Source organism: Neisseria canis, assembly GCF_900636765.1.
Lineage (GTDB): Bacteria > Pseudomonadota > Gammaproteobacteria > Burkholderiales > Neisseriaceae > Neisseria > Neisseria canis.
Genome location: NZ_LR134313.1, coordinates 2,420,614 through 2,437,349, shown reverse-complemented (window position 1 = coordinate 2,437,349; position 16,736 = coordinate 2,420,614). Strand labels below are relative to the sequence as shown.

General features: G+C 49.8%; 12 protein-coding genes and 1 CRISPR repeat array. Of the genes, 9 read left to right on the top strand and 3 right to left on the bottom strand.

Going from position 1 to position 16,736, the window contains the following annotated elements:
- Positions 1-232: 232 nt before the first annotated feature.
- The 3 genes from EL143_RS11510 to EL143_RS11500 are packed head-to-tail and all read right to left on the bottom strand — an operon-like array spanning position 233 to position 3,364.
- Positions 233-2,425 (bottom strand): heavy metal translocating P-type ATPase, encoded by a 2,193-nt coding sequence (locus EL143_RS11510; protein ID WP_085416234.1) that lies wholly within the window; start codon positions 2,423-2,425, stop codon positions 233-235.
- 50 nt (positions 2,426-2,475) lie between these two features.
- Entirely contained in the window at positions 2,476-3,129 is a 654-nt protein-coding gene (yczE, locus tag EL143_RS11505; RefSeq protein ID WP_085416233.1) for a membrane protein YczE, read from the bottom strand.
- 19 nt (positions 3,130-3,148) lie between these two features.
- Complete coding sequence (locus tag EL143_RS11500; RefSeq protein ID WP_085416232.1) at positions 3,149-3,364, bottom strand: heavy-metal-associated domain-containing protein; 216 nt, start codon at positions 3,362-3,364, stop codon at positions 3,149-3,151.
- Between the two features lie 365 nt (positions 3,365-3,729).
- On the opposite strand from EL143_RS11500, the gene EL143_RS11495 reads away from it, so the two are divergent.
- The 9 genes from EL143_RS11495 (at position 3,730) to cas2 (ending at position 13,940) form a co-directional block, all read left to right on the top strand.
- Entirely contained in the window at positions 3,730-6,228 is a 2,499-nt protein-coding gene (locus tag EL143_RS11495) for a CRISPR-associated helicase/endonuclease Cas3 (protein ID WP_085416231.1), read from the top strand.
- 9 nt (positions 6,229-6,237) lie between these two features.
- On the top strand, positions 6,238-6,960 hold the full coding sequence (gene cas5c / locus EL143_RS11490; protein ID WP_085416230.1) for a type I-C CRISPR-associated protein Cas5c: 723 nt from the start codon (positions 6,238-6,240) through the stop codon (positions 6,958-6,960).
- A complete protein-coding gene (cas8c, locus tag EL143_RS11485; RefSeq protein ID WP_085416229.1) occupies positions 6,957-9,041 on the top strand; it encodes a type I-C CRISPR-associated protein Cas8c/Csd1 in 2,085 nt (694 codons plus the stop codon). Before cas5c ends, cas8c begins: the two co-directional genes overlap by 4 nt.
- A 19-nt stretch (positions 9,042-9,060) precedes the next feature.
- On the top strand, positions 9,061-9,903 hold the full coding sequence (gene cas7c / locus EL143_RS11480; RefSeq protein WP_085416228.1) for a type I-C CRISPR-associated protein Cas7/Csd2: 843 nt from the start codon (positions 9,061-9,063) through the stop codon (positions 9,901-9,903).
- A 143-nt stretch (positions 9,904-10,046) separates the two neighbouring features.
- On the top strand, positions 10,047-10,652 hold the full coding sequence (gene cas4, locus EL143_RS11475; protein WP_085416278.1) for a CRISPR-associated protein Cas4: 606 nt from the start codon (positions 10,047-10,049) through the stop codon (positions 10,650-10,652).
- Between the two features lie 76 nt (positions 10,653-10,728).
- On the top strand, positions 10,729-11,370 hold the full coding sequence (darT, locus tag EL143_RS11470) for a type II toxin-antitoxin system toxin DNA ADP-ribosyl transferase DarT (protein ID WP_197719601.1): 642 nt from the start codon (positions 10,729-10,731) through the stop codon (positions 11,368-11,370).
- A 13-nt stretch (positions 11,371-11,383) separates the two neighbouring features.
- Positions 11,384-12,427 carry a type II toxin-antitoxin system antitoxin DNA ADP-ribosyl glycohydrolase DarG gene (gene darG / locus EL143_RS11465; protein WP_085416227.1) on the top strand — a complete coding sequence of 348 codons (1,044 nt, stop codon included), beginning with the start codon at positions 11,384-11,386 and terminating at the stop codon, positions 12,425-12,427.
- 127 nt (positions 12,428-12,554) lie between these two features.
- Positions 12,555-13,568, top strand: a complete 1,014-nt coding sequence (gene cas1c, locus EL143_RS11460; protein WP_085416226.1) for a type I-C CRISPR-associated endonuclease Cas1c — start codon at positions 12,555-12,557, stop codon at positions 13,566-13,568.
- A 78-nt stretch (positions 13,569-13,646) separates the two neighbouring features.
- On the top strand, positions 13,647-13,940 hold the full coding sequence (gene cas2, locus EL143_RS11455) for a CRISPR-associated endonuclease Cas2 (RefSeq protein ID WP_040667137.1): 294 nt from the start codon (positions 13,647-13,649) through the stop codon (positions 13,938-13,940).
- Positions 13,941-14,130: 190 nt separating this feature from the next.
- Positions 14,131-16,397: a CRISPR direct-repeat array (repeat unit 31 nt; unit sequence CAGCCGCCTTCGGGCGGCTGTGTGTTGAAAC).
- Positions 16,398-16,736 lie beyond the last annotated feature (339 nt).

Below are 16,736 nucleotides of genomic sequence, written 5' to 3'. Positions count from 1 at the left end.
TATTTGCTAAGTTTTCAGGCAGGCATCATCTTAATAAATCCTGCGAAACGGCCGGTTTAGGACAACTACAACTATTCGATAAATAAATCCAACCGCTTGATTGTTCATTTCAGCAGTCCAAAATTTTGTTTTCACAATACATTCAGCCCAAAACGCCGACGATACGGCCGTCTGAAAATATCGGCCATACTATGCGCGTCTTCAACCGCTGCCGGGCGTATTTCAATCTCCGTCATTCAATCTTTACCCGTTTCAACCTCAAAGCATTTCCCAACACCGACACCGAACTCATCGCCATCGCCGCGCCCGCAATAATCGGACTCAAAAAGCCGAGTGCGGCCAAAGGTATGCCCAAGGTGTTGTAGATAAAGGCGAAAAACAGGTTTTGTTTGATGTTTTTCAAAGTGGCGCGGGAAATCAGCAGGGCATCGACCATTTGGTTGACGGAATGCTGCATCAGCGTGGCGGACGCGGTGTGTTCGGCAACGTCTGCGCCGTCTTTCATAGCAAAGCTCACGTTGGCGGCGGCGAGTGCGGGGGCATCGTTGATGCCGTCGCCGACCATGGCAACCACCTTGCCGGCGTTTTTCAATTTTTGCACTTCGGCGGCTTTGTCGCGCGGACTCATATTGCCGTAGGCGTGGGCGATGCCGAGCTGTTCGGCGATGTAGCCGACCACGTTTTGGTTGTCGCCACTCATGATGTAAACGTCGATGCCGTGGCTTTTCAGACGGCCTATGGCTTCCTGCGTGTCGGTTTTGAGCGCATCGGCGAGGGCGAACGCGCCGACGGGTTGGTCGTTGACCGATACGGCCACGATGGTGGCGATGCGCCATACGGAATCAAGATTATCGGGCAGCACGAGATTGCAGTAATCGGGTTTGCCCACTTTCACTAAGCCCGCGCCGTCAATCTCGGCGGAAATGCCTGCGCCGACGGCGGTTTGTGCGTTTTGGGCTTCGGGAATGTCGATGCCGCGCGATAAGGCCGTCTGAACAATGGCGGCGGCCAGCGGATGGGTGGCGTTTTGTTCGACGGCGGCGGCAAGGCGGTAGAGTTCGTTTTCGTCTATCGCGGCGGTTTCAGATTCAAGGGCGGAGGGCTTTTCAGACGGCCTCAACCACACCGCGGCAACTTGCGGTTTGCCTTGCGTGAGCGTACCGGTTTTATCCAGTACCACTGCATTCACATGAGCCGCTTCTTCCATAGCCGCGGCATCTTTAAACCAAATGCCGTGCTTCACCGCTTTGCCCATGCCGACCATAATCGCGGCGGGCGTGGCCAAACCGAGCGCGCACGGGCAGGCGATTACCAGCACGGCCACGGCGTTCATCAGTGCCGTTACCCAATCGGCTTTAACATACCAAGTAATCAGGAACGTAATCAGAGCGATGCCGACCACAGTGGGCACGAACACGGCGGCCACTTTGTCGGCAATGCGCGCAATCGGCGCTTTGCTGCCTTGTGCTTCCGACAAAGCCGCCATCATGTCGCCGAGCAGAGTTTGGCTGCCGAGCTGTTCGGCGCGGTAAACCACGCTGCCGTCGGTCATCACCGCGCCCGCCAGCACTTTGCTGCCTGCGGTTTTGGCTTCGGGGTTGGATTCGCCGGTGAGATGGCTTTCGTCCGCCCAGCCGTTGCCGCTTTCCACCGTGCCGTCCGCCGCGATGCGTTCGCCGTGGTTGGCGCGGATTAAATCGCCGATCTGCACATCGTCGAGCGGCACTTCCTGCCATTGCCCTCCGCGCTGCACGCTTACTTGGCGTGGCGTGAGTTTCAGCAGCAGGCTCAGGCTATTGAGGCTGTTTTTCTTGGCGCGGTGTTCGAGGAATTTGCCCAAGCTCACGAAGCCCACCACCATCACGCCCGCTTCAAAATACACATGCGCCATGTCGCCGTGATGCGCGTGCGGATGGAAAAACAGCATGAACACCGAGTAGAGATAAATCGCCGCCGTGCCGACCGTTACCAGCACGTCCATATTCGCCAACCCGCCCTTGATGCTCGCCCACGCGCTCTTATAAAAGGGAACCGCCAGCCAAAGCTGCACGATACTCGCCAGCACAAACTGCCACATCGGCGGCATCATCCAATCGTGCCGCCCGATCATCATGCCCGCCATACCGAACAAAAACGGCACGTTAATCACCAGCAGCAGCCACAGCCGCCAGCCGATATGCGGTTCTGCCTCGGGCTGCATGGGCGCATCGGTTTTCAACACGGCCTTAAAGCCTGCTTTTTCAATGATATGAATCAGCGTGTCGGTATCGGCGCGGCCGTCGTCAAACACCACCTGCGCTTCTTCGCCGGCAAAGTTCACCGAGGCCGTCTGAACAAAGTCTTTTTTGTTCAACACTTTTTCGATACGGCTGGCACAGGCTTGGCAGGTCATGCCGTCGATTTGGAAACGGGCTTTTTGTTGCATGGTTTCAGCCTTTCAGATTCAAAAACAAGCAGTCGCGGTTTTCAGACGGCCTAAATCGGATTTTGCGGATAACGTTTGGCAATCTGCTGCAAACTCAACTGCACCACCCAGCCGACACCGAACGCAAACAGCAGCGTACCCAAACCCACCACACCGCCGAGCAGCCAGCCGGTCAGACACACCGAACTTTCTATCATCGTGCGCACCACGCCCACCCGCCAACCGGTTTTCTGGCACAAACCGATCATCAGGCCGTCGCGCGGGCCTGCACCCAAATAACAAGTTAGATACAGAGACGAGGCTATGCCGATTACCACCACGCCGCCTACACATTGCAGCAGCCGCCAACCCAAAGCGGCAGGCGGAGACACCCACTGCACAAACACGCCCAACACCGCCGCAATCAGCACCATATTCAATACCGTGCCCAGCCCCGGCCGTTGGCGCAAAGGCAGCCACAGCATCAATACCGCCGCGCTGATTAAAAACGTTACCGTGCCGATATCGAGGCCGCTCTGCACCACAATACCTTGCGCCAATACCGTCCACGGCGTAGAACCCAAAGCAGCGTTTACCAGCATGCCCTCGCCCACGCCGAACAAAATCAGCGCAAAGCACAACATCGCCAAAGATTGCGGCCGCAAAGACCACCACGCGGGCGCAGACCACGGCGTTTTCGGCAAAATGCGTCGGGCTTGAGCCATAGAAAACTACCTTTGCGCTTTATTGGGACAAAGAAGCGTCAAAACCCGCATCTTCAATCGCGTCAACCAATTCGGCAGTTTGCACTTTGGCCGGATCGAACGTAATTTTTGCAGAGGCAGAGGCCAAATCCACTTCGGCTTTTTCTACGCCGTTCAATGCTTCCAGCACTTTGGTAACGCTTTTCACGCAGCCGCCGCAGGTCATGCCGCCGACGTTGATATTGATGGTTTGCATAAGATATATCCTTTTTTGAAAAACAGAATCGAATAATCAATTCATTATATAAGGATAAATTATCCTATATAAAGAAAATGATTCAAGCAGGGAGCGGATGCCTGTCTGAAAGCATGTGTACAACATATAAAGAAGGTTTGATTTTTATTAATTGTTATTTTAAAGATTGTGATAATATTTGAAAAATAAAAATAACTGAGGAATAAACATGATGGAGAAAACCAAAACTTACTACGCCCATTCCGCCGAAAACCGGCCCGAACAAAAACGGCAAACCTTGCAAAGCCTTTTCTCTAAATATGAAAAGATGGCTTCAAGGTTTGCCGCTTTTTTATGTAAATTTAACGTAACTAGGAAGAAGATGAATGGCTGAACATTTTATTGCTCATGTCCGCCGTTCCGATAATACGCCTCAATCTGTGGCCACCCATCTTACCGAAACCGCTGCGATTGCCAAGCTGTTGGCCGCCAAGCTGGGCTTGGATTTGGCCGGTGAGCTGCTGGGGTTGATGCATGATTTTGGTAAGTACTCAGAAGCGTTTCAGGAGTACATTAAAGCCGTAACCGGCTTCGATCCCGATACGGATTTGGATGACATTTTACCCGGCGGTGGCAAAATTGATCATTCCACCGCCGGTGCGCAATGGGTGTATCGCCGTCTGAAGAAGTTTGGGGCGGTAAAAGGCAGCCCGGGGAAAACAAATGGTATGGGTGAGTTGTGCGGGCAGATGCTGGGCTTGTGCATTGCTTCGCATCACGGTGCGGGGCTGATTGATTGTTTGAGTCCTGAAAATGGTGAAACGGTTTGGGTCAAGCGTTTTGATAAAGATGATGCGGAAACCCATTTAAGTGAATGTGAACAAAATGCCGACGCTGCCGTTAAAGAACAAGCGGAATGCTTGGCAAGCGAAGCTTTGATCAAACAAATCATCACAGTTTTGCGGCCTGCTATCGAGCCGATGAGCGTTTCTTTTCAGCAGGAGCGTGCGACGGGCGAGATTCGGACGCCCCATAAAATCGAGGAATTTTATCTCGGCTGCTTTACCCGTTTTCTGTTCAGTTGCCTGATTGATGCAGACCGTATCAACAGTGCAGATTTCGAAAGAGAAAATCAAAAATCCTTGCGGCGTTTAACGCAAAAAACCGATTGGCAAGACGCGATTGATAAGCTGGAGGCGCATTTGTCCCAGTTTGAAATCCGTTATCCGATTGATCAGATTCGCCGCAATATTTCCGATGCCTGTCTGAACAGGGCCGAAGATGCGCAAGGTATTTATACGTTAACGGTACCGACGGGCGGGGGCAAAACGCTGGCGAGCTTGCGTTACGCGCTGCACCATGCGAAAAAGCATGACCTTGACCGCATCATCTATATCATTCCCTACACCTCCATCATTGATCAGAATGCCCAAGCCGTGCGCGAAATTCTTGGCGATGAATGGGTGCTTGAGCACCATTCCAACCTCGATCCCGAACAGCAGACTTGGCAAAATAAACTCCTGTCTGAAAACTGGGACAAGCCGATTGTCTTTACCACCATGGTGCAGTTTCTCGATGCCTGGTTCGGCGGCGGTACGCGTGGTGCACGGCATATCCACCCGATGACACGCAGTGTGCTGATTTTCGATGAAATCCAAACTCTGCCGGTGAAATGCGTGCATCTGTTTTGCAATGTGCTGAACTGGCTCACGCAATACGGCAAATCCAGCGCGGTGTTGTGTACTGCCACTCAACCTTTGTTGGACAAGTTGCCGAAATCCGAATTGGGTGAGTTAAAGCTGGCGGAAAATTCCGAAATCATGGGCGATGAACAGGCCAAAAATCAGCTGTTTGCCGAACTATCGCGCGTGGAAATTGAATTCAAATCAAAATCAGGCGGTTGGTCTGTGCAAGATGCAGGCAGATTTTTGCTGGAGCAGTTTCAGACGGCCTCAAGCTGTTTGTTTATCGTTAATACCAAACGCTGGGCGCAACAGCTCTACCAATATTGCCAAGAGCAAAATGTTCCCCAAGAAGCCTTATTCCATCTCAGCACCAATCAGTGCGCCGAGCACCGCAGAGCAATTTTCTCTGTTATCAAAGGCCGTCTGAAAAAAGGTGAGCCGGTGCTTTGCATCAGCACCCAGTTAATCGAAGCGGGTGTCGATATTTCAATGGCTTGTGTCATACGCGCTTTGGGTGGATTAGACAGCATCGCCCAGGCGGCGGGGCGTTGTAATCGGCATGGCGAAAAAGCCGGTAAGGGCAAGGTGTATGTATTGAATTTGCAGGAACCGAACTTTGAAAAAGTATTGCCCGATATCGCCATCGGGCAAAGTAATGCCGAGCGTGTACTGCGTGAGTTTAAAGGGCAGGATATTTTGCAGCCTGCCGCAATGCATCAATATTTTGAGTATTACTTTTACAAGCGCAGCAGCGAAATGGTTTATCCGGCTCCCCAAAGCACTTCAGGCAGCCTGTTGGATTGGCTGTCTGATAATCGTTTAAATGCTTATGCGGCAAAAAATAATCGGCGCAACAAACCGTTTCCCTTGCTGATGCAGTCATTTAAAAGTGCCGGGCAGGCGTTTCAAGTGATTGATGCGCCAACCCGGGCCGTGATTGTGCCTTATGCGGCAGGTAGGGATCTCATCGCCAAGCTGTGCGGAGAGTGGAATCCGCAAGAAAAATATGAACTGTTGGCACAAGCGCAGCGATACAGCGTGAATGTGTTTCCGAATGTTTGGCGCAAGCTTGAAGAGCAACAGGCTGTGCAGGAAGTGTTAGCCGGGACGGGTATTTATTATTTGAACGAGCGTTACTACAATGACGAATATGGATTATCGGCAGATGAAACCAGCGAAATGGTTTTTTACGATTTATAAAGGAGAGGCATGAACAATCAAATCAGTTTCCGCGTTTGGGGGCGGCAGGCGCTGTTTACCGACCCGGTGACCAAAATCGGCGGTGAAAAATTCAGTTACCAAGTGCCGACTTACGAAGCCATTAAAGGCATTGTCAAAAGCATTTACTGGAAGCCCACCTTGATTTGGCATATTGACCGCATACGCGTCATGAAGCCCATCCGTACACAAAGCAAATCCACCAAGCCTTTGGATTGGAACGGCGGCAATACGCTGGCGATTTACACCTTTTTGCAGGACGTGGAATATCAGGTGGAAGCGCATTTTGAGTGGAACGAAAACTGGGAAGAATTAAAAGCAGACCGCGTTGCAGGTAAACACATGGCGATTGCCAAGCGTATGCTGGAGCGCGGCGGGCGGCAGGACATTTTTCTCGGCACGCGCGACTGTCAAGGCTATGTCGATCCATGTGAATTCGGCAGCGGAGAAGGTTTTTACGACGACATCGACAATCTCGACTTCGGTTTGATGTTCCACAGTTTCGGCTATCCCGAAGAAACCGGCAATCATGAATTGGTCAGCCGTTTTTGGCAGGCCAATATGCAGCACGGTATTATTACTTTTCCAAGGGTTAACGACGACACAGGCCGTCTGAAAACCCGTTTGATCCGCGAAATGAAGCCTGAAAAGCCCTTTAAGCGCGGCGAAAACTTGAAAGCCGTAGAAGAAGAGGCGAAGGAGTTGGGATTATGAGTTGGATGCAAAAATTGTATCGGACGTATGAAGCGGCTGAAAAAAATCCTGATCTACTGGATTTGGATAAGCTAGCTCCTCTATGGCATAGCCCTCAAACTGCTCATATTCAAATTAATTTGGATGAAGCAGGTAATTTTTTATCCGCTAAAGTTTTAACAGATAAGCCAATCGTAATGTTGCCCGTCACGGAGAGCTCTGAAGGACGGACAAGCGGTTTGGCGCCTCATGCTTTAGCAGATAGCTTGCAATATATTGCAAGAGACTTGGGGCTGACTTATAGCAAGGAAGAAATTCAAGAAATAGAAGGGAAAAACGGTAAAAAGAAAAAAGTCAAAATTAAAAAAGAGGACTTGATTTTTAATTTATATATTGAGCAATTAGATAAGTGGTGTCTTGATACTTTCAATCCCAAGGTGCTTGCCATACAAAAATATTTGCACAAAGGTACGGTTTTGGAGGATTTGATTAAAGAAAAAATCATTCCAACTGATGAAAATGGCAACTTGCTGGATAACTGGATAGAAAAAGAAAATGAAGGGAGGAAAAAGCCTGAATTATTCAATGTGTTAACTAAAGAGCAAGGGAAGTATGAAATTCGTAAAGCTCTTGTAATTTGGTCTGTTGAGATCCCTAAGCATTTGGTTTCTGCAACATGGGAGGATAAGTCGGTCCAGCAGGATTGGGGACGATACTATCAAAGCACATTGGATAGTCAATTTTGCATCATAACGGGCAATGAAGAAAAGATTAGAGAAAGTCATCCTGCTAAATTAACTTATACAGGTGATAAAGCCAAACTTGTTTCATCAAATGACAAGGAAGGCTATACCTACAGAGGCCGTTTTGAAACGGCCAATCAGGCAAGCAGTATTTCTGCAGAAATTTCCCATAAATCCCATGCAGCTCTGCGTTGGCTGATTGCCCGCCAAGGCATCCGTAATGGTGATCAGGTTACGGTAGCGTGGGCACTCAGCGGAAAAGAAGTGCTGCCGCCGTTGAAAGATACCTTTTATGAAATTGACTGGGATAATTTGGATACCGGAGCCGTTGAAGTTCAGGAAGAATCAGTTATACCGTCTGTAGTCGAAGACAACGGCGTAGATTGGTCAGTCAATATTGGCAGGCAGGCTGCGCAGATTCTGAAGCAGAAACTGCACGGCATGAAAAAAGAATTGAAAGAGCACGAGCAAATTTCTTTGCTGATGCTGGATTCGGCTACGCCCGGTCGCATGGCATTGACTTATTACCAAGAATTTTTACCTATCGATTATTTCGCCAATTTGGATACATGGGTGGACGATTTTTCTTGGTATCAGCGCCACAGCATAGAGCAAAAGCAAGGGAAAAAAGCACAAAAGCAAACTGTTTGGGCGGTATTGCCGCCGTCGCCAATGGCAATTGGTGAAGCCGTATATGGTGCTGCGCTGAATGACACGCTGAAAAAACAACTGTATGCCCGTTTGTTGCCTGTGATTGCCGGTGGGCAAGCCGTGCCGATACCGGATGATTTGGTGCGGAAAAGTTTTCAGACGGCCTGCAACCCAAACGGATGCGAGCATTGGGAATGGGAACGGAATATCGGTGTTGCCTGCGCCTTATACAAAGGTTGGCGCGCCCGTCATTATGATTCATCACAAAAGAGGACTTACTCCATGGATTTAGATATTGAAAACCGCTCGCGCGATTATTTGTTCGGCAGGCTGTTGGCGGTTGCGGAAAAATTGGAAAGCACCGCGTTGCGAATTGCCGATGAAGACCGTGCCACCACAGCAGAGCGCTATATGCAGCGTTTTGTGGTGCGTCCGCTCAGCACCTGGCTGCAAATTGAGGCAAATCTGACCAAGTCCTATAAAGACCGCCTGCGCAATAACCGCTACATGGGCTTTCTGCGCAATCGTGAAAAAGAAATCGACGAAATCATGTTTGCGCTAAATGAATTGAGAGATAAAACCGGCTGTTCGTTGGATGCCCAGTTGGACGGCGAATTCTTATTGGGCTATCACAGCCAAAAAATGGCCTATCGCAATCAGTCCAATGCCCAAGCGCAGCCCGATACGCAAGAAACTGAAAACAACTGAAACCTTTGGAGAAAATAATATGTCTTTAAGCAAAAAAATCGACTTCGCCCTGATTATCAGCGTACAAAACGCCAACCCCAACGGCGACCCCTTGAACGGCAACCGCCCGCGTGCCGACTTTTCCGGCTTTGGCGAAATGACCGACGTATGCCTAAAGCGCAAAATCCGCGACCGCTTGCAAGACTGCGGTGAAAGCATTTTCGTACAGTCCGACGAAAAGAAAACCGACGGCATGACCAGCCTCGCCAACCGTGCCAAAGACAAAGAAGTCGGCTTGGGGGCAGACGCATTTAATGCCAAAAAAGCGAACAAAGACGAAACCGCCAAAAAAGCCTGCGAAAAATGGCTGGATGTGCGCAGTTTCGGTCAAGTATTTGCCTTCGGTAAAAGCGACGATGCTTCCGGCGTATCCATTGCCGTTCGCGGCCCGGTCACCATCCAGTCCGCATTCAGCGTTGACCCGGTTAGCATTACCAGCACCCAAATTACCAAAAGTGTGAGCGGCGAAGGCGACGGCAGCAAACGCGGCTCTGACACCATGGGCATGAAACACCGCGTGGACAAAGGCATTTACGTTGCCTACGGCGCCATGTCGCCACAGCTTGCCGAGCGCACCGGCTTTTCCGATGCCGATGCGCAGAAAATCAAAACCGTGCTGACCAAGCTCTTTGAAGGCGATGCTTCGTCTGCCCGCCCGGAAGGCAGCATGCAGGTGCTGAAACTGATTTGGTGGGAGCACAACTGCAAATCCGGCCAGTATTCCTCCGCCAAAGTACACGGCAGCCTCAAAGTGCATTCAGACGGCAGTTATGATTTGGATAACTTTGAAGACTTGCAGCCTGAAGTCTTGGATGGCTTTTGATGGCCCGAAGCGCATATCCAAGAATATATCGATGAGAAAATTTCTCACCATAAGCGTTTATCAATGATAAAAACAGATCATATTAAGCGCTTTATATAGACATTTTTTATCGCAACAAGCGCTTATGGATGAGAAAAAATACCATGACAAACATTCCGCTATCCGCCCTGCAACACTACGCCTTTTGTCCGCGCCAGTGTGCCTTGATTCATAACGAACAAGTATGGGCGGAGAACTATTTGACCGCACAAGGCCGTGCTTTGCATGAGCGGGTGGATGGCGGCGAGCCGGAAACGCGCAAGGGCGTGCGCTTCGAGCGTAGCGTGCATGTGTCGGCAGAAAATTTGGGTGTGCATGGCGTGCTGGATATGGTTGAACGTGATATTCAGACAGGCCATCTGAAACCCGTTGAGTACAAACGCGGCAAACCCAAGCCCGAACCGTTCGACGAAATCCAGCTCTGCGCCCAAGCCTTGTGCTTGGAGGAAATGACCGGACAAACGGTTGCAGAGGGCGCGCTGTGGTATATGCAAACCCGCCACCGCGTACCGGTGATGTTTTCAGGTAGCCTGCGGGCACAAACCTTACAAGTGATTGACGAAGTGCGCAAACTTCTGGAAAGCGGTACCACCCCGCCGCCAGAATATGGCAAACGCTGTAAAGCTTGTTCGTTGATTGAGGTTTGTCAGCCGAAGTTGGTGGATAGGGATAGGTCGGTGGGGTATGTGGCGGGGTTGTTTGGGGATTAAGTGATGTTTTGAAAATCGAAGTTTGGTATTAAAATATGAAACAGGCTTTGAAATATTTATTGTGAAACAGGGAGCTATGATGCCAATCAAAATTTATCATATTGTGCATCTAGATCGGTTAGGTTCTATTCTTGCCGATGGGTACTTATTAAGTGATGCTATTATCAGTCAGCGCGGAAACAACGGATCAATGATCGGGCTGAGCAATATAAAAGAACGTAGATTGAGAAAATCGTTAAATAGCTATCCTAATTTGCATGTTGGAGATTGTGTGCCGTTTTATTTTTGTCCTCGTTCGGTTATGCTTTTTTTGATTTATTGTAGGAATTCTGAATTAGCATATCAGGGAGGCCAAGAGCCAATTATTCATTTGCAAGCTGATTTGGAACAAGTAGTTCAATGGGCAAAAACACAATCCCCTAGACAACGTTGGGTTTTCACTGACTCTAATGCAGGCTCTAACTATTTTGAAGATTTTAATGATTTAAACCTATTGAATGATAAAATTAATTGGGATGCTGTTGGTGCCAGATATTGGCAAGAACCAAGTATCAAGGAGGGGAAACAAGCAGAATTCCTATTTGAGAACGCTCTTCCTTGGCATTTGATAGAACATATCGGAGTGCATTCAAATCGTATTTATCGACAAGTTGTGCATGTACTTCAAGGACAACAGCATCGACCACAAGTAACCGTTGAGCCAACTTGGTATTACTAATAGGAGGTTTATCATGATTGAATTTAAAACTGGCAATATCTTTGAAAGTGATGCTGAGGCCTTGGTAAATACTGTAAATTGTGTTGGTGTTATGGGGCGTGGCATAGCATTGCAGTTCAAAAATAAATATCCAGAAAATTTTAAAGCATATCAGCAAGCGTGCAAGCAGGAGTTTTTGAAACCAGGAAAAATGTTTGTTTTTGAAACAGAGCAGCTTGTATTGCCAAAATGGATTATTAATTTTCCTACAAAACGTCATTGGAGAGGTAAAAGCCGTATTGAAGATATTGAAATTGGACTGATTGATTTGGTAAAGGTAATACAAGAGAAAAACATTCAGTCTATTGCTATTCCTCCATTAGGATCTGGTTTAGGCGGATTGGATTGGAACGATGTGCGCTCGCAGATTGAAAATACACTTAGTCATGTCGAAAACGTAAAAATTTTTGTATATGAGCCGGGTGGTGCACCTGAAACTACCAAAATGAATCATTCCACAAAAGTTCCAGAAATGACAGCTGGACGAGCTGCTTTGATTGAGTTGATGAATCGTTATTTAAAAGGATTGCTAGATCCCTATATTTCCCTCTTAGAAGTGCATAAGTTAATGTATTTTATGCAGGAATCTGGTGAAAATCTGCGTTTAAAATATGTTAAACATCATTATGGGCCTTATGCGGAAAATTTACGCCATGTCTTAAAGGCAATAGAGGGACATTTTATTTCTGGATACGCTGATGGTGGCGATATGCCGAATAAGCCGTTAAAGCTTGTACCAGGAGCTATTGAAGACGCACAACAGTTCTTGTCTAAACACGTCAATAGTTATGCTCATTTTGAGAAGGTTACCGAATTGGTTGAGGGGTTTGAGTCATCTTATGGTTTGGAGTTGTTAGCAACTGTGCATTGGTTGGCTAAAAAAGATGGAATTATGGATAAGGAGGATTTAAGAAGAGGTGTTTATCAATGGAATGAGCATAAAAAATCATTCACCCCTCGTCAAATTGATATTGCTTATGACCGCCTGTTATACCAAGGTTGGCTTGTGCAAAATTAACCTAATAAAATAATAAGCCTAGCTTTTAAATGAATAACCAGCCTTAATGGCAACCTTAGATATTTTTAGACGACCTAAACGGAAAGTCATTCAAACGTGTATTCAAAATCAAGAGGTTTTTCCAACCATGCGCAAACTGCAAAACACGCTCTATATCACCACTCAAGGCAGTTATCTGCATAAGGAGCGGGAAACGCTGGTGGTGGAGCAGGAGCGCAAGAAGGTGGCGCAGTTGCCGGTGCATGCGATCGGGCATATTTTTTGTTTCGGTAACGTGTTGGTGTCGCCTTTTTTGATGGGGTTTTGCGGCGAAAACAATGTGAATTTGGCGTTTTTTACCGAAAACGGTCGGTTTTTGGGGCGTTTGCAGGGGCGGCAGAGTGGTAATGTGTTGCTGCGGCGGGCGCAGTATCGGCTGTCGGAGCAGAATCCCGTGCCGATTGCGCGGCATGTGATTGCGGCGAAGATTCAGTCGGCCAAGCGGGTGTTGCAGCGGCGTTTACGTAATCATGGCGAGCATGCGGAGGTGTTGGCGGCGGTAACGGCGTTGAATTTTTCTTTGCAGCAGTTGAAGCGGGCGGAGTGTTTGGACAAGGTTCGCGGGATTGAGGGCGATGCGGCGGCGCGTTATTTCGGGGTATTCCGGCATTTGCTTGCGGAGAAAAGCGGTTTTGATTTTGACGGTCGCAACCGCCGCCCGCCGCGCGATGGGGTGAATGCGCTGTTGTCTTTTCTGTATGCGGTGCTGGGCAAGGATATCAGCGGGGCGTTGCAGGGCGTGGGCTTGGATCCGCAGGTGGGTTTTCTGCATGCCGACCGGCCGGGGCGCGACAGTTTGGCGCAGGATATTTTGGAAGAGTTCCGCGCGTGGTGGGTGGACAGGTTGGTGCTTTCCCTGATTAACCGCGGGCAAATCAAGCCGCAGGATTTTGTGCATGAGGCCGGCGGCGCGGTGAATATCAAACCCGAAGCGCGCAAACTGGTTTTTCAGGCTCTTCAGGCGAAAAAGCAGGAGAAGATTATCCATCCGTTTTTGCAGGAGGAAGTAGAAATCGGCCTGCTGCCGTATATTCAGGCGATGCTGTTGGCGCGGCATCTGCGCGGGGATTTGGCGGAATATCCGCCGTTTTTGATGCGTTGAGTTTTTCAGACAGGCATTTTCAGACGGCCTTTCCGCTTATATTTGAGGCCGTCTGAAAAAGAAATAAGGGGAAATAGCGTGTTGATGTTGATTACTTATGATATTTCGCTGGAAGACGCGGCAGGGCAGGCGAGGCTGCGGCGCATCGCCAAACATTGCTTGGATTACGGCGTGCGCGTGCAATATTCGGTATTCGAGTGCGACGTAACGCCTGATCAGTGGGTAAAACTGAAGGCCAAGCTGCTCGATACCTACCAGCCCGAAACCGACAGCCTGCGCTTTTACCATCTGGGCAGCAAATGGCGGCGCAAGGTGGAACACCACGGCGCGAAGGCGGCGGTGGACGTGTTTCAAGATACGCTGATCGTGTGAATCGCTAACCCGTGGTTCTCATGAAAATGCGGGGTGGTTAGCGATGCGGAGTTGTTCTTTAACAATCAGGAACTTGAAATATGCGAGTGGAGCAGAATAAGGCTGTGCTATACTCGTGTTCCGCTTTTTTGAAAACGTTAGCGCACAAAGGCTCTGAATGCTTTGTTTGGCAAGCATTTTCAAAGAGGCTCAGCCGCCTTCGGGCGGCTGTGTGTTGAAACAATTTCCTTTTTGATTGATAAACACCGCTTAAACCAGCCGCCTTCGGGCGGCTGTGTGTTGAAACTTGACTCCGTGAAGTTGGAAAAGGGCGCGATTGCTACCCAGCCGCCTTCGGGCGGCTGTGTGTTGAAACTTGTTGAGCCGTATGTCGGGTACGCAAACCGAACCAGCCGCCTTCGGGCGGCTGTGTGTTGAAACATTGCATCGGACGGTATACCGCCTATTTGCGACTGCAGCCGCCTTCGGGCGGCTGTGTGTTGAAACAGATTGTGCGGATTTGGCCGCGGCAGCGGCTTTACAGCCGCCTTCGGGCGGCTGTGTGTTGAAACCTCCTTGTATCGCCAAGTCTTACCATCAAAAACGGCCAGCCGCCTTCGGGCGGCTGTGTGTTGAAACACAAAGGCCGCCGCAAGGGGCGCGGTATCAAGGCAGCCGCCTTCGGGCGGCTGTGTGTTGAAACTTGCCGCAGGGCAAACGATTCAAGCGCCGATTATCAGCCGCCTTCGGGCGGCTGTGTGTTGAAACCGTTTCCAATGGTCATGCTCTATCACAGCCTTAACAGCCGCCTTCGGGCGGCTGTGTGTTGAAACAATCAAACAATCCGAGACATCTATCAAGGCGGATCAGCCGCCTTCGGGCGGCTGTGTGTTGAAACAGTTGTTTGCTTTGGAAACGGCGATGAGGGTAGGGGACAGCCGCCTTCGGGCGGCTGTGTGTTGAAACAGTAGCCTGTGCTTTAGGTTTCTCATCAAGAGCACAGCCGCCTTCGGGCGGCTGTGTGTTGAAACGCGTTTTTATGGGTTTTGAAATGACACAAGTAACTAAACAGCCGCCTTCGGGCGGCTGTGTGTTGAAACGCGATATTGCCGCTCATGCGAAACGCGCGGGCGTCAGCCGCCTTCGGGCGGCTGTGTGTTGAAACTGTTTATTGAGGCGAAATCTTACAATGAAAAGCTGCAGCCGCCTTCGGGCGGCTGTGTGTTGAAACCATCATGCCAAATTGCAAGGCTTAAGCCGCCTCCAGCCGCCTTCGGGCGGCTGTGTGTTGAAACTACCAATCCATATTTCTATGGATTTTTGGGGGGGCAGCCGCCTTCGGGCGGCTGTGTGTTGAAACAACAGCAAGTATTTGCCAACATAATGCGCGAGGCAGCCGCCTTCGGGCGGCTGTGTGTTGAAACATCTTAGGTGCCGCGGGTATGTATGCCAAGTTGGCAGCCGCCTTCGGGCGGCTGTGTGTTGAAACACGAATTGGCCGTGGAAAACGGCCTTTTTAGTGGCCAGCCGCCTTCGGGCGGCTGTGTGTTGAAACAGACGGCCTTATTGCGCCGCCCAATACAGCCGCACCAGCCGCCTTCGGGCGGCTGTGTGTTGAAACTACTTCCCAGATTTCAACAAACCATCCTTTGCTACAGCCGCCTTCGGGCGGCTGTGTGTTGAAACCAGGGTAGCATACAGATGCTGGAAAATGCAGCTTTCAGCCGCCTTCGGGCGGCTGTGTGTTGAAACACCATACCCGAGTTGGGTCTTCGTGTTAGGGTGTCCAGCCGCCTTCGGGCGGCTGTGTGTTGAAACTAAATTTTCGGTCGCCACAAAATACGAATATCTCAGCCGCCTTCGGGCGGCTGTGTGTTGAAACCCCTTTACTAGCAGCCTCTCTAATTTTTTTATCAACAGCCGCCTTCGGGCGGCTGTGTGTTGAAACCCATTGGAGAAAAAAACATGTATCAACTATACAACAGCCGCCTTCGGGCGGCTGTGTGTTGAAACTCGACTTGCTTAAAGAGCAAGGCGCAATGACCGGACAGCCGCCTTCGGGCGGCTGTGTGTTGAAACTAAATTTTCGGTCGCCACAAAATACGAATATCTGCCAGCCGCCTTCGGGCGGCTGTGTGTTGAAACGCTGATGCCGCCGGCCATTTCCAACAATTTGGCAAACGGCCAGCCGCCTTCGGGCGGCTGTGTGTTGAAACGTTACCGTAAGCAATATTGTTTACAGTAGCCGATCAGCCGCCTTCGGGCGGCTGTGTGTTGAAACTTCAGATTGCCGGGCTTGTTTTTGTAAAACTCCTCAGCCGCCTTCGGGCGGCTGTGTGTTGAAACGATTTGGAAATCGCCTGTGCCTACGGCCAACAGCCAGCCGCCTTCGGGCGGCTGTGTGTTGAAACCTACTCTGAGGCGCTGGCCGATGTCAAGCGCATTATCAGCCGCCTTCGGGCGGCTGTGTGTTGAAACGCGAAACGGCTTTGCCGAGCGAAATGGAGGCTTTTTCAGCCGCCTTCGGGCGGCTGTGTGTTGAAACAAGAAACTCGGCAAATCCTAGCCGCCTTCGGGCGGCTATATTTTGAACTTTAAATGATGGTACAGCCATTACAAACCAAATTTAAATTTGCTGCATTGTTGTGCCTTGATTCAAAGAAAAAATTTGAATTCAATAATTTATCGATAAATCAAATACTTGTTTTCTGTTTTGGCTCCGGATTTGCCGATTGGTAAGCAAAATTAAGTTGATTTGCTATAAGGTCATCAAAGGGCTACGGTAAAGGGGTAGCTTTGTTTTTCGTAGGCCGGCTA

Excerpts from the sequence above, each read along its gene's own strand:
- darT (WP_197719601.1), top strand. The coding sequence starts at position 10,729 with ATGATGCCAATCAAAATTTATCATATTGTGCATCTAGATCGGTTAGGT.
- cas7c (WP_085416228.1), top strand. The coding sequence starts at position 9,061 with ATGTCTTTAAGCAAAAAAATCGACTTCGCCCTGATTATCAGCGTACAA.
- cas5c (WP_085416230.1), top strand. The coding sequence starts at position 6,238 with ATGAACAATCAAATCAGTTTCCGCGTTTGGGGGCGGCAGGCGCTGTTT.
- EL143_RS11500 (WP_085416232.1), bottom strand. The coding sequence starts at position 3,364 with ATGCAAACCATCAATATCAACGTCGGCGGCATGACCTGCGGCGGCTGC.
- cas8c (WP_085416229.1), top strand. The coding sequence starts at position 6,957 with ATGAGTTGGATGCAAAAATTGTATCGGACGTATGAAGCGGCTGAAAAA.
- cas4 (WP_085416278.1), top strand. The coding sequence starts at position 10,047 with ATGACAAACATTCCGCTATCCGCCCTGCAACACTACGCCTTTTGTCCG.
- EL143_RS11495 (WP_085416231.1), top strand. The coding sequence starts at position 3,730 with ATGGCTGAACATTTTATTGCTCATGTCCGCCGTTCCGATAATACGCCT.
- EL143_RS11510 (WP_085416234.1), bottom strand. The coding sequence starts at position 2,425 with ATGCAACAAAAAGCCCGTTTCCAAATCGACGGCATGACCTGCCAAGCC.
- yczE (WP_085416233.1), bottom strand. The coding sequence starts at position 3,129 with ATGGCTCAAGCCCGACGCATTTTGCCGAAAACGCCGTGGTCTGCGCCC.
- darG (WP_085416227.1), top strand. The coding sequence starts at position 11,384 with ATGATTGAATTTAAAACTGGCAATATCTTTGAAAGTGATGCTGAGGCC.
- cas1c (WP_085416226.1), top strand. The coding sequence starts at position 12,555 with ATGCGCAAACTGCAAAACACGCTCTATATCACCACTCAAGGCAGTTAT.